9 protein-coding genes are annotated in these 12,041 nt (G+C 68.1%); 5 read left to right on the plus strand and 4 right to left on the minus strand.

Features of this window, described 5'->3' with window-relative positions; all coding sequences use genetic code 11:
* Positions 1–152: 152 nt before the first annotated feature.
* Both F4X11_21955 and F4X11_21960 read right to left on the minus strand, forming a co-directional pair.
* Positions 153–1,730, minus strand: a complete 1,578-nt coding sequence (locus tag F4X11_21955; protein ID MYN67659.1) for a hypothetical protein — start codon at positions 1,728–1,730, stop codon at positions 153–155.
* Positions 1,731–1,877: 147 nt separating this feature from the next.
* The gene (locus F4X11_21960) at positions 1,878–4,484 is read right to left on the minus strand and encodes a PQQ-binding-like beta-propeller repeat protein (GenBank protein MYN67660.1); all 2,607 of its coding nucleotides are present in this window, start codon (positions 4,482–4,484) and stop codon (positions 1,878–1,880) included.
* Positions 4,485–4,731: 247 nt separating this feature from the next.
* On the opposite strand from F4X11_21960, the gene F4X11_21965 reads away from it, so the two are divergent.
* Complete coding sequence (locus F4X11_21965; protein ID MYN67661.1) at positions 4,732–5,007, plus strand: hypothetical protein; 276 nt, start codon at positions 4,732–4,734, stop codon at positions 5,005–5,007.
* Between the two features lie 99 nt (positions 5,008–5,106).
* Here F4X11_21965 and F4X11_21970 read toward each other — a convergent pair whose 3' ends face one another.
* Together F4X11_21970 and F4X11_21975 are read right to left on the minus strand one after the other, a co-directional pair.
* Entirely contained in the window at positions 5,107–6,120 is a 1,014-nt protein-coding gene (locus F4X11_21970) for a hypothetical protein (protein MYN67662.1), read from the minus strand.
* A gap of 83 nt (positions 6,121–6,203) precedes the next feature.
* Positions 6,204–7,991 (minus strand): PQQ-binding-like beta-propeller repeat protein, encoded by a 1,788-nt coding sequence (locus F4X11_21975; protein ID MYN67663.1) that lies wholly within the window; start codon positions 7,989–7,991, stop codon positions 6,204–6,206.
* A gap of 251 nt (positions 7,992–8,242) precedes the next feature.
* Between F4X11_21975 and F4X11_21980 the strand changes: the two genes are divergently transcribed.
* From F4X11_21980 to F4X11_21995, 4 genes are all read left to right on the plus strand, one after another.
* Positions 8,243–8,671: a MerC domain-containing protein gene (locus F4X11_21980; protein MYN67664.1), complete on the plus strand. Its 429-nt coding sequence runs from the start codon at positions 8,243–8,245 to the stop codon at positions 8,669–8,671.
* A 78-nt stretch (positions 8,672–8,749) separates the two neighbouring features.
* On the plus strand, positions 8,750–10,033 hold the full coding sequence (locus tag F4X11_21985) for an ABC transporter substrate-binding protein (protein ID MYN67665.1): 1,284 nt from the start codon (positions 8,750–8,752) through the stop codon (positions 10,031–10,033).
* Positions 10,011–11,042: an iron ABC transporter permease gene (locus F4X11_21990; protein MYN67666.1), complete on the plus strand. Its 1,032-nt coding sequence runs from the start codon at positions 10,011–10,013 to the stop codon at positions 11,040–11,042. Before F4X11_21985 ends, F4X11_21990 begins: the two co-directional genes overlap by 23 nt.
* Positions 11,042–11,821: an ABC transporter ATP-binding protein gene (locus tag F4X11_21995; GenBank protein MYN67667.1), complete on the plus strand. Its 780-nt coding sequence runs from the start codon at positions 11,042–11,044 to the stop codon at positions 11,819–11,821. Before F4X11_21990 ends, F4X11_21995 begins: the two co-directional genes overlap by 1 nt.
* Positions 11,822–12,041 lie beyond the last annotated feature (220 nt).

The following is a 12,041-nucleotide window of genomic DNA, read 5'->3' on the forward strand; positions in this document are numbered from 1 at the left end:
CCGGGCCCATTCCATGCCCGTATCTATTGACGAATCACCCCGTAAACGAAGACCTGTCTTCTTCCTCTGCCATCGCACTCTCATCGTCCCGGAGTGACCGCGGAAACTGGCTGACAATAGAGCGCGCGGCACCGAGCATAGAGGCCGTGGGTTTAGCTTGCACTAGTATCTGACGCTGCTTCCCGTCTCCCAGTCCGAATGCGGAATCTAGCCTGCGGATCTCTATCCAAGTGCCTCCGGACATCGTGCACCAGAATGCCCTTCTCGACAAGTCCCATTAGTAGCTTCTTTGCACTTGGCCAGGTTCTATTCGTCAAACGCTGGATATGACTGACGCTAACGTCTCCATCCTCCACGGCACAGTTCACAGCCCGGCGTTCATCAGCAGTTAAGCTGTCAAAGAGCGCCTCTCCGATGGCGCGTCCCACACCGGAATCTACCCAAACCTTGCGTTGCTTTACGTCATTCCTTAATGTAACTCGAACCATGGCATGTCCCGCCTCAAGCTGGGAGAATTCAGGCGCAGGCAATTCCATGTCCGCCATGGTTTGACGAATGCGCCGTGTCCCTTCGTGGGCACACTGCACGTAGTCAAGGTATGCGAGTGCCCCCATCAACGTGGGGTTTCTCGGATGGTGCATTTCGTAGATGTTCTCTGGAGTAACGAAGGGCGGGAACCCGCCCGGGCTCTCAACGACGAGGCGGTCATCGAACATCTTTACAAAGACATCCATATTGCGCAGCCCGTAAGATCGATGGACGCACGCATTCACTACAGTCTCGTACCACGCGAGCCGCGGATATTCGCTAACCGTCACGAACTTCCCGTCCGGGCCAAGTCTCGAGAACTCTCGCAACTGCGCGTCGAGAATGTTTGCAGCTTCGACGATTAAGTCCGGGACGTTGCCTGTAATCCACAAGTTCTTCGTCGCGTTGAAGCGTTCTCCTGTACCCTCATGCTCACCCTCGAATCGAAGAAACCTGATCCGACAACCCGGAAACTCATCTGTGGGGTCAGCGGCGAATAGCAAAGCGCACGCGACATTCGGCACAAATCGGCTGCTCCCCCGCTTTCCTAGATGAAGCAGCTCCATCACATCCTCCGGTGAATGATCATTCCATCCGTTTCTCGTGCAAACGCGCGCCGCGAAGCGCTCTATCGCCTCGCCATTAAATCCGTCCGGGTAGGAAACGCGGCTCGGCTCACGCTCCAAGCTAATCTGTCCCTTATCGGCTTCTATCTCGCGCATTTCAAGATGCGTAAGCTTGTGCTTAGAAGATCCAATCCGACTGTACGCGTCACCTCGAACATTGGCAACCAACTTGTCCTCGCGGTAGAGAACATGAAACAAGAGCAAGAAATCGGACTCTCCACGGATGTTTGTCGCCGGGATTCGTTTGCTCGTATACCGGGCATCTGGACAGTACAGGTAGCCTGCCCGCTCTAGCTTATTGAGGTTCTCGGCAGAAATGCTGCGACACCCCTCAACCTTCCCATCGTCGCTCATACCGATGACAAGCAGTCCACCACCAACCGTATTTGCCCACATCGAGAAATAGACATTCCCGAGGTGGTCAGCATGGATTCCAGCCGCCTTGCGCTCAAGCCTGCGATCCTCTTTCAACTCTTGAAGCAACTTGGCCGTGGCACCCCGGTATATGTCCTCAACCGACAAGAGCGCAGTGGGTTCGAATCCGAGCTCTAACTGTCTCATCGTTGCATCCGACATCTTTCCTCATTATACGCAGGATGCTCCTCAGGACGACGACGTGATCGGGGGCCGAGGCAAGGTTCGACGGGCTTGGGCGCCGACCACGGCAAGTGTCGACCACGCCGTGGGCGAATATCGCCGGCCGCGTGGGCGAGATGCAGACCATCAAGGCGACGGCAGCCGCAGCGCCGCCAGCGACCCCGGCAGACCCCGTCCCGCCACCTGCACCACGATGTACTGCGCACCCTCGTGCAGGTAGCCCATCATCCCGTACTGCCCCGAGGCGGGCAGCGCCACCGTGCCGAGCCGCTCGCCGGTGCGCTTGTCGAGCGCGTGCAGGCGCGGCAGGCCGGCGGTGCCCTCGGCGGTGACGAGCAATGTCTTGGTGACCATGGTGACCGGGTGCGCCGGCACGCCGGTGTTCGGCAGGTCCACGCCCTGCAGGGCCGGGTGGTTGCGGATGCGCTCCGGGGTGTCGCCGTTGGGCGTCTCCCAGAGGTGCTCGCCGGTGTTCATGTCGATGGCGACGATGCGGGCGTAGGGCGGCTTGTAGATCGGCAGGCCCTGCGGTCCGCGGAAGTCGCCGCGGTTGACGACCGCGAACTGGGAGTAGGTGCGGCCGGTGGTCTTGATGTCGTTCGGGGCGTCGATCAGCTCGCCCGGGACGATGTTCTCGGAGCGGCAGCCGCGCCGGGTCCCGACGTAGATGATGCCGGTCTCGGGATCCGCCGATGTCGGACCGTGGATGTTCGAGGCGCCGCTCGGGCAGCTCACGAACGAGCGCAGCCCGGACGGGTGCCCGCGCTGGATCGGCGGATTGAAGATTGGCCCGAGCCGGTAGTTCCGGATTATCTCCAGCGCTTCGGCCCGCAGCTCGGGCGTGAAGTCGATCAGGTCGTCCTCGGTCAGCCCCTGCATCTCGTAGGCGGCCGGGCGGGTGGGCATCGGCTGGGTCGGCGAAAGCTGCTCGCCGGGCACCTCGGACTGCGGCACCGGCCGCTCCTCGATGGGCCAGATGGGCTCGCCGGTCACCCGGTCGAAGGTGTAGGCCCAGCCCTGCTTGGTTGCCTGGACGACGATCTGCCGCGGGCGGCCGTCAACGGTCACGTCGAGCGCCACCGGCGCGGTCGGGTTGTCGAAGTTCCAGATGTCGTGGTGCACGGTCTGGAAGTGCCAGACGCGCTCGCCGGTCTGGACGTCGAGCGCGATGACGCTCGTCCCGAACAGCCCGTCGCCGGGCCGGAACCCGCCGTAGAAGTCGATGGTCGGCGGGTTGGTCGGCACGTAGACCAGACCCCGCTCGGCGTCGGCCGACAGCGGCGCCCACGAGGAGACGTCGCCGGTCCACTCCCAGGCGTCGTTCTCCCACGTCTCGTGCCCGAACTCGCCGGGGCGCGGGATGACGTGGAACTTCCACTTGTGCTCGCCGGTGCGGGCGTCGTAGCCGAGGATGTCGCCCGGCACGTTCTCGACGCGGGTCTGGTTGTAGCCCTGCTCGGCGGAGTTGCCGACCACGACCACCCCGTTGACCACGATCGGCGGCGACGAGCTGGTGATGTAGCCGAGCTCGCGCGGGATGCCGAAGTCCGGGTCGTAGGCGCCGTCCCAACTCTGCCAGGGGCCCCAGTCGGCGATGAGATCCGGCAGCATGTCGACCACCCCGGTCTGCGGGAAGCCGGGCAGCGGGACCGGGCTGCCCCAGTTCTCCAGCGGCCGGCCGGTCTTCGCGTCGAGCGCGTGGAGGAAGAAGGACGGGCTGATGATGTAGATCACGCCCCGGCCGTCGATCTCGGCGTAGGCCACGCCCTTGCCGTATCCCTGGCGCATGCCGCGGTCGAAGCGCGTGGTATGCGGCTCGCGGTGCGTCCAGAGCGTCTCGCCGGTGGCCGGATCGATGGCGACCACGGTGCGGCGCTCGCCGGCCACCGTATAGAGCACGCCGTCGACGTAGATCGGCGTCGAGCGCGAGACGCCCAGCACGCTCGACCCGAAGTTGTCGCCGCGCCAGACCCAGGCCACCTCCAGGTCCTCGAAGTTCTCGGCCGTGATCTGATCGAGTCCCGAGTAGCGGGTGTGCCCGGCGTCGCCCCCGATGTAGCGCCACTCGCCGGCCGGGGTCTCCGCCTGCGCGCCGGCCGGGACGGGAGTCAGCAGGACGCCGCTGACGGCGCCGGCGGCGACCGCGGCCGCGACGAGAAACCCGAGCGGGGTCCGGACGCTTGCGAACCGTGTCATCGAGCCCTTCATGGGGTCTGTCCTTCCTCGGATGCCCTGCGAACGACGCCGGACGACCGTCCCCGCATCGGCCGTGCGCCGGCCGGCACGTGTGCGCCCGCGGCTACGGCGCGGCCACGATCTCCAGCCCGCGGCTACGGCGCGGCCACGATCTCCAGCCCGCGCAACGCGGACAGGCTGGTCGGCAGGGCCGCCTCGCCGGCCGGATACCCGTTGAGCTGCAGGAGGTAGGCCACGACCCCCGCGTACTGCGCGGGCGTGAGGCTCCCCGGATCCCCTTCCGGCATCAGCGTGGCGATCGTGTCGTACAGGTCGGCGGCGCTCTGGCCCACCCAGGTCAGCCGGAACCGTCCGCCCGAGAACTCGTTCGTATCGTGGCAGGCGGAGCATACCCGCCGGAAGGTGGCCTCGCCGCGGGAGGCCTGGGACTCGGTGAACACACCGTCCAGAACCGAGCCCCCCGATTGTCCCGCCCCACCGTGCGCTGCGGGCGCCGCCGGGCGCTCCGCCGACTCGACCGCGGGCGCCGACGCCCATGCCGCCCAGATCAGGCCGACGCCCAGCACCATCCCGGCGGCCGGGGCGCGGCGCCGGCGGGCGCACCTGCCGTTTGCCGCCTGCATGCGAATCCACGCACTTGTCATCTCGTCCTCCCGAACGCCGAAGGGCTGAAGCTCCCGGGCATCATCCCCCATGCGAACGCCCGGCGCAACAGCCGGCGGCCTGCCCGCAATCCGCACGTCCATCGCGCAATCGCGTAACATAGGGCGCACCGGGGGCGCCGTTGACCAACAAGCAGGTTGCCGAACAGATCGGGGCGTTGGCCAGGCAGCTCGGCCGCATGGAAAAGCGACTCGAAGAAGTCGATCAGCGGCTGACCGCGCAACTCGGTGAGGTGATCCAGGAGCTGAAGGGTCACAACGAGAGACTCGCCAACGTCGAACGGGTCGTATCCAGGCTCGAGATCGACGTCAACATCGTCAAGCACGCGACGGTTCCCGAAGCGGTCCGGCCGGTGAGCATCCGCCGCAGCATCCAGAAACCCCCGACCGGCCCCTGACGGGATCCGCCGCGCGCGGCGCCCCCCGCGGGCCCCGCCCCGCGATATCGGTCTGCGCGGGGCGCCGCAGGCGGCGGTCGCGAGTCGCCTGCCGTCGATCTACGGCGCCGGGAAGCGCGCGATGCGGTCCCCCTCGGCGACCTGGCCCACCCAGATCTCGTCGCCCACGTCGATGGCCGCGGTGCCGAGGATCAGCAGATCGTTGGCCGGATAGTTGACGACCTCCTCGGCCGTCAGGGTGTCGAGGTCGATGCGCGTGACGCGGGAGCTGACCCCGTCGCAGTTGCCCTCGCGGATGCACTCGCCGATGGACGCCCGGGTCGGGCCGATGTGGCCGGCCGCGAGCAGCGTGTTGCCCGCGCCCCAGCGGACGTTGTCGATGAAGTGATCGACCGAAATCGGGTGCAGCTCGGGCGGGGTGCGGTTGCGCGACAGGCGGATGAGCGCCTGCGCGGCGTAGCCGCCCACGTAGTACCACTCGCCGTCGCGGGAGAGCTCGATGCCGTTGGGCCCGATCTCCTCGCTGCCGGGGACGCGGGTCCAGCCGGCGCCGGACTGCCACTCCCAGATGTCGCGCGTGGCGGGACTCGTGGCTGTGAAGCCGCCCTCGGGAAGCGCGACGACGGAGTTGAGGCCGATCCCCTCGGGCGCGACCGCGCAGCCGACCCAGGTGAGCGCCGGCTGCGACCCGCTCGCATCCAGCTCGAACACCTCGATCGATTCGCGCGCGCCGTGGCCGACGACCAACAGCGTGTGGCTGCCGCCGTCGCCGGGGCGCAGGTACAACCCATGCGGCCGGATATTCGACGTCACCGGACCGGGGCAGGCGCCGTACGTCGCCTGGTCATGCCGCGCGTCGGCCGTGGCCGGGAAGATGGTGACCACGCTGTTGTCGCGCGTGTCGACGGCCTGAATCGGCCCGTTGTTCACCATGTTGGGGACGATGACCCAGGGCGAATCGGGCACCTGGGCGAAGTCCTCCGGGCTGACCGGGCCGCAGATGAACTGCACGTCGCCGTCGGGCGCGCAGTCCTCCTGGGCCGTGGCAGGCGCCGGGGCGCCGGTGAGCAGCAAACCGATGATGGCCGCGCCGAGGATCGTGAATCTGGTCATGGTTCTCTTCTCTTCCTTGGTGTATGTCAGGGTTTCGCCGCGTGTTGGCTGTCTCGGTTTTGCGCGCGTGTCGCGTGTCGCGGTCACTCCGGGAGGGCAAAGACGAACAGATTGTTGTTGCTGCTCGGGCGCAGCTCCGGCGTCAGCTCCAGGAAGCGGCCGTAGCCAGTGCTGATGGCCACGTACTGGCGGCCGTCGACCGCGTAGGTGATCGGGAAGCCCGAGACCGGCGAGCCGAGGTTGATCTCCCAGAGGATCTCTCCCGTCGTGTCGTCGAAGGCCCGGAAGCGGCCGTTCACGTCGCCCCCGAACACGAGCCCGCCGCCGGTGGCGGCCAGGGCCATGGTGGCGGCTCGCTGCTGGTAGTTCCAGGTCACCCGGCCGGTCTCGGCCGAGATGGCCTGCACGCTCCCCACGTCGTCGTAGCCCGGCGCGATCTCGGGGCGCCAGGCGATGGCGTATAGACGTCGCGCCTCGTCCTGCTCGTCCGGCGCGGCCATGGCCATCATCCGCGAGCAGACGTTGCGCAGCGGCATGTACATCGTGTTGGTCCGGGGGCTGTAGGCGCCGGCCTCCCAATCCTTCCCGCCGCTCGCGTGCGGGCAGGCCAGCACCGTCTGCCCCGCCGCGGTGAAGATGAGCTCCGCGTTCTCGGTCACCACGCCGGTGGCCCCGTCGATGCCGCTGACCACGTTCTGGACGATGGTCGGCGTGGCCCACAGGAACTCGCCGGTCTCCCGGTCGAGGGTGTAGACGATGCCCGTCTTGCCGGGTATGCCGGTCAGCACCCGGCGCACCTCGCCCGCGTTCAGCCGCGGGTTGATCCAGCTCACCGCGGCCGGGTCGGGCCGTACCGCCGTGTCCACGAGCAGGCGCTCGAACGGGTGGTCGAGGTCCCAGTGGTCGTTCATGTGCTGGTAGTGCCAGACGATGTCGCCGGTGTCGCCGTCCAGCGCGAGCGTCGAGTTGTGGTACAGGTGCGTCAGGTCGGTGCCGCCCAGCATGTACTTCGGCGCCGGCGAGGTGACCGACGTGCCGACGTAGACCATGTTCAGCTCGGGGTCGTAGCTCGGCACCATCCACGAGCCGACGTGCGTGCGCTCCTCGAACGGCACGTCGCCCCAGGTCTCGTCGCCCGGCTCGCCGGGGGCGGGGATGAGGCGCGTCCGCCACAGCTCCTCGCCGGTCGCCGCGTCGTGCGCCGTGATGACGCAGCCGTTGGGCCCGCCGCGCGGATCGCAGCTCCGCCCGGAATACACCTTCCCGCCGGCGACGATCGGCCCCGAGGTCTGGTTGGCCGGGTTCACCCGGTAGTCGAGGATCTCGGTGTCCCAGACCACCTCGCCCGTCTCCGCGTGCAGCGCGAAGATGTGGTCGTCCATGCTGGTGTCGATGATCAGCTCGTCGTGGATCGCGATGTTGCGGTTCGTGTCGATGAGCGTGCCGATCATGTAGTCGGCCAAATCGTCCGGGCGGTCCCGCCGATGCTCCCAGATGAGGTCGCCGGTCACCGCGTCGAGGGCCTGGATGATGTCGCGCGGATTGGGCATGAACAGCACGCCGTCGCGGACCAGCGGCGTCCCCTGCTGGCGGCCCGGGGTCAGCGCCCGCGACCAGACCAGCTGCAGGTCGCCGACGTTGTCGCGATCGATCTGATCGAGCGGGCTGTAGCCCCAGCCGTCCAGCGTCCGGCGCCACATCAGCCACTCGTCGGGACTCGGGTTCACCAGCTCCGCGTCGGTGACCGGGCGGATGCGATCCACTTCCTGCGCCAGGATCGCCGGAGCTGCAAAGACCGCCAGGGCGGCCAAGAGGCCACCCACGATGCGCACCGGTCGGAACCGGGACGATGAACAGCCGGATGCGGGCATGACGCCTCCTGTCGCGTTCGAGATCCTGGCCGATTATGTCACCGGCGCGGGACGGACGCATCCGCGACGGTCGCTTCGGGCGCCGGCCCCCGGTTGACGGGAGGCGACCGGCGGGCGGCCGCGTACTCCCCTGCTGCAGCGGGACTTCCAGCCGAACACGGCCCCGTGACACCGGCTTCGGGAATCCACTATCATGATCTCTCTGGTTGTCACATCTGCTCCCTGCGCTTCCTGACCATAGACGCAACACCATGAAGCTCTCTCTCGCGGGCGTCCCTTCAAGCGCGTATCTGGCCTCCGGATCGCGGCTGACGGCGTGCGCTGCGGCTTGGTGCAGCCTGCACTGCGCGCTCACCCCGTTCCTGATCGTGGTGGCGCCCGCGCTCGCGCTCACCGAAAGCGTCGAGCGAGGCGTTTGGGTCGGGAACGTCTTTCTCGGCGGGGTGATGCTCGCCCTGGGCCCGGCCCGCAGGAACGCGGCCGTGGTCCTCACCTTTGCCGGCGGGGCCGCGCTCTGGGCGGCCTCCCTCGCCGGTTGGCTCGAGCCGCTGCCCGAAACCATGACGTCGGCCGCCGGGAGCCTGACCCTCGCCGGCGCTCTGTGGCGGAGCGCCCGTGAGTGCGAAGCGGGCGCGTGCGCGGTATGCGCCGACGAGGAGCACGCGGATCGAGCCGGCTGACGACAACGCCCTCTGTCGTCGGGAGGGTCGCTCGGGCCACGGTCGTTGCGGTACGAATTGTCCGAGCGCCGCATCAGGATGACCGGAAGAACGCCAATAGGGGCCATCGTCAGACCATTCGTTCTTTTTCGGCATGCGCGCCTCGCCGACGTGCGTGGGGCGCCATCCCGTCTGACGGCCGTCGTTCTGGCGGTCGGCCTGGCCGCGTGCGGGCCCGGCATCCCCGACGATCCGGGCACCGTCGAAGGCGAGACGCTCGAAACGCCCTACGCCGAGACCTTCAGCGTCGTCGAACGGGACGGTTATCGCATCGTCGACATCGAGGCGTCCGTCGTCACCTGGGGCGGAGCGGCGGGCGGACCGCCGCAACGCGCCCGTCTCGTGCTGGTCCCGAGGGGCCTGGAGCCGCCGACCCTGACGGGAGATCTGGCGGACGCCACGTTGATTCGAACCCCCGTCCAGCGGATCGCCGTCAACGATCAACCGCATGAGGCCATGCTGCGCGCGCTCGGGGTCGAGGACCGGATCGTCGCCGTCGGCGGGCACAACAGCTACGACGATGACCTGCGCCGCATGGCCCGGTCGGGTCGCATCCAGCAGATCGGCTATGGCTGGCACATGCCGCCGACGCTCGATGCACTGGTGGCGGCGGAGCCGGAGGTGCTGGTCGCGCGCATGGCCGACCTGACGCACACCCAGCACATGGAGCGCGTCGAGTCGCTCGGCATTCCGTTCGTGCCGACCTTCATCGATGCGGAGCCGCACTACATGGGCCGTGTCGCGTGGGTGCTTCTGATGGGCCTGCTGACCGGGAAGGAGGCCGAAGCCGATGCGTTCGTGCAGATGGTCGCCGAGGAGATCGACCGCCTGAAGGCCGTCGCCGAGGAACAGCCGCGGCGGTCGGTTCTCTGGGCCTGGTACAAGAGCGCCGGCAATCGCTGGGCCGTTACGCAGCGCAACGCCATTGCAGCCCTCATTCGCGACGCCAACGCGGAGCTCGTGCTCGGCGCCGACGACGATCCGGAGCTCGACACCTTTTCCGAGCTTTCCACCGAACGGCTCCTGCGGGACGCAACGGGCGCCGATTGCTGGATGATCCGCGACCCACTGTCCGCGGTGTTCGACGATCGGGCCGTGCTGTCGCGCTTCAAGGCCTATCGGGACGATTGCGTCTTCTGGGAGCAGGGCAAGCGCCATCCCGACGCGGACACGTGGGAGCTGTGGGAGATGGGGGCCATCCGTCCGGACTGGCAGTTGGCCGACATCATGAAGATGCTGCATCCGGAGCTGCGCGACGGGGAGTGGCGTTACCTCGTACCGGAAACGTGGGAAGCGGACCATGTGGGCGCGGGTCTGCACTAGCGGCTCCGTCCTTCTCGCCACGCTCGCCGCGCTCCTACTCCTGACGCTGACCCATGGGCAGATCGCGCTGCCCCTGGCCGACACCGTCGGCGCGTTGACGGGAACCCGGTCGAGCGACCTGGCCCGCCAGATCGTCCTCGATATTCGCCTTCCGCGGGTTGTCGCCGCGATGATCGCCGGCGGTGCGCTCGGCATGGCCGGGGTGCTGATGCAGGCCCTCTTCCGGAACCCGGTGGCCGACGCGTGGTCCCTCGGCCTGCTCGCGGGCGGCCAGCTCGGGGTCGCACTCATCGTGACCGCGGCGGCCTTCGCCGGTCCCGCGGCCGTGTCCTTCCTCACCTTCTTCGAGGGTCCCAGCATCACGCTCGCGGCCGCCGCGAGCGTCGCCATCGCGGCGCTCGTCATGCTGTCGCTCGGCCGCCGCGTCGGCGCCATCACGCTGCTCGTCATCGGCCTCATGCTCGGGTTCACCGCGCAAGGCCTCACCAGCGTTCTGCTGCATTTCGCCGCCCGCGCCGGCGGCCGGATCTATGGCGGATGGCAGGATGCGAGCTTTGCCGGCGTCGCCCCCGCGGCGCTGCCGTGGCTCCTGCTGCCGATCCTCGTCGGCGCCTCTGCCGCCGTCGCGACGGCCAAGCCGCTCAGCTCGCTGCTTCTCGGCGAGACCTACGCCCGCAGCCTCGGCGTCAAGGTCACGACGTTGAGACATGCCGTGCTTGCGGCAACCGTGCTTCTGGTGGCGCCGGTCGTGGCCTTCTGCGGCCCGGTGAGCTTCGTCGGCCTCATCGCACCCCACTTCGCCCGGGCGCTGGCCGGAACGGCGCGGATCCTGCCGCTCCTGCCGCTCGCCGCCCTCGGCGGCGCACTGCTCGCCGTTGCCGGAGACGCCATCGTCCATGCGCGGTGGGAGCAGCACTTCCTGCACCTGAACGCGGTCCTCGCCATCGTCGGCGCGCCGGCCGTGATTCTCATCCTGATCTTCTCGCCGGCCGTGCGGCAGTGGCGCTGATGCTGGATCTGCAATCCCTCGCGGTGGGCTATCGCAACACGCGGGGAGCGGTCGTGTCCGGCATCGACCTGTCGGCCGCTCCCGGCGACTTCATCTGCATCCTCGGCCGCAACGCGGCCGGGAAATCGACCCTCATGCGGACGATCGCGGGGTTGCAGACATCGCTCGACGGCGTGGTACTGCTCGACGGCGAAGACATCGCATCCATGCGGCCGGCGACGCGCGCGCGCCGGATCGCCGTGGTGCTGACGGAGCGCGAGTTCAATCCGGGCCTCCGCGTCGACGACGTCATCGCGCTCGCCCGGCAGCCCTTCACGGGCTGGCAGGGCGGACTGGCGGACGATGACGAGGCCGCAATCGCCGACGCGGTGGCCGTCACCGGCGTCGAGCCGTTCCTGCGCCGCTACTTCAGCGATCTCAGCGACGGCGAGCGACAGCGCGTGATGATCGCCCGTGCGCTCGCACAGACGCCGCGCCTCATGGTCCTCGACGAGATCACGGCGTTCCTCGATCTACCGAGCCGGGTCGAGATCATGGCCCTGCTGCGTTCCCGGGCCAGGCAGAAGGGGCAGGTGGTTCTGCTCTCGAGCCACGACCTCGACCTGTCGCTTCAGCTCGCCGACAGCGTCTGGCTGCTCGACGGCGCCGGCGGCTTCTCGGTCGGCACGCCGGACGAACTGCGCGGGAGCGGCGCGGTCGGCCGCGCCTTCGACTCCGACGCGATCCGGTTCTCGCCCTCGCATGGGCGGTTCGAGATCAGAACCGCCGGATCGGCGTAGCTGCGTGTCCCCCGCCGCTATACGGTTCCGCCCGCCACGGCCGAGCGGCCCCTGCGGTCGGCTGCGGCGCGGTGTTCGTGCTCGTCGCTCGCAAAAACGGCCCGGTTCACCACACGCGGTGGCGAAAACCGGGCCGTACTTGCAAGGGTCCGGCCCGAAGGCCGGGCTCTGCGATTATTCGGGGCTGAAGGGCAGCGATGAATGATGAAGATTGATCTTC

It is taken from the genome of Acidobacteriota bacterium (assembly GCA_009861545.1).
In the GTDB taxonomy this organism is placed as follows: domain Bacteria; phylum Acidobacteriota; class Vicinamibacteria; order Vicinamibacterales; family UBA8438; genus WTFV01.

What these genes read in the sequence shown, in the direction of transcription:
- F4X11_21955 (MYN67659.1), bottom strand. Translation starts at nt 1,730, where the DNA reads ATGTCGGATGCAACGATGAGACAGTTAGAGCTCGGATTCGAACCCACT.
- F4X11_21985 (MYN67665.1), top strand. Translation starts at nt 8,750, where the DNA reads ATGACCGGAAGAACGCCAATAGGGGCCATCGTCAGACCATTCGTTCTT.
- F4X11_21970 (MYN67662.1), bottom strand. Translation starts at nt 6,120, where the DNA reads ATGACCAGATTCACGATCCTCGGCGCGGCCATCATCGGTTTGCTGCTC.
- F4X11_21990 (MYN67666.1), top strand. Translation starts at nt 10,011, where the DNA reads ATGTGGGCGCGGGTCTGCACTAGCGGCTCCGTCCTTCTCGCCACGCTC.
- F4X11_21975 (MYN67663.1), bottom strand. Translation starts at nt 7,991, where the DNA reads ATGCCCGCATCCGGCTGTTCATCGTCCCGGTTCCGACCGGTGCGCATC.
- F4X11_21960 (MYN67660.1), bottom strand. Translation starts at nt 4,484, where the DNA reads ATGGGCGTCGGCGCCCGCGGTCGAGTCGGCGGAGCGCCCGGCGGCGCC.
- F4X11_21980 (MYN67664.1), top strand. Translation starts at nt 8,243, where the DNA reads ATGAAGCTCTCTCTCGCGGGCGTCCCTTCAAGCGCGTATCTGGCCTCC.
- F4X11_21995 (MYN67667.1), top strand. Translation starts at nt 11,042, where the DNA reads ATGCTGGATCTGCAATCCCTCGCGGTGGGCTATCGCAACACGCGGGGA.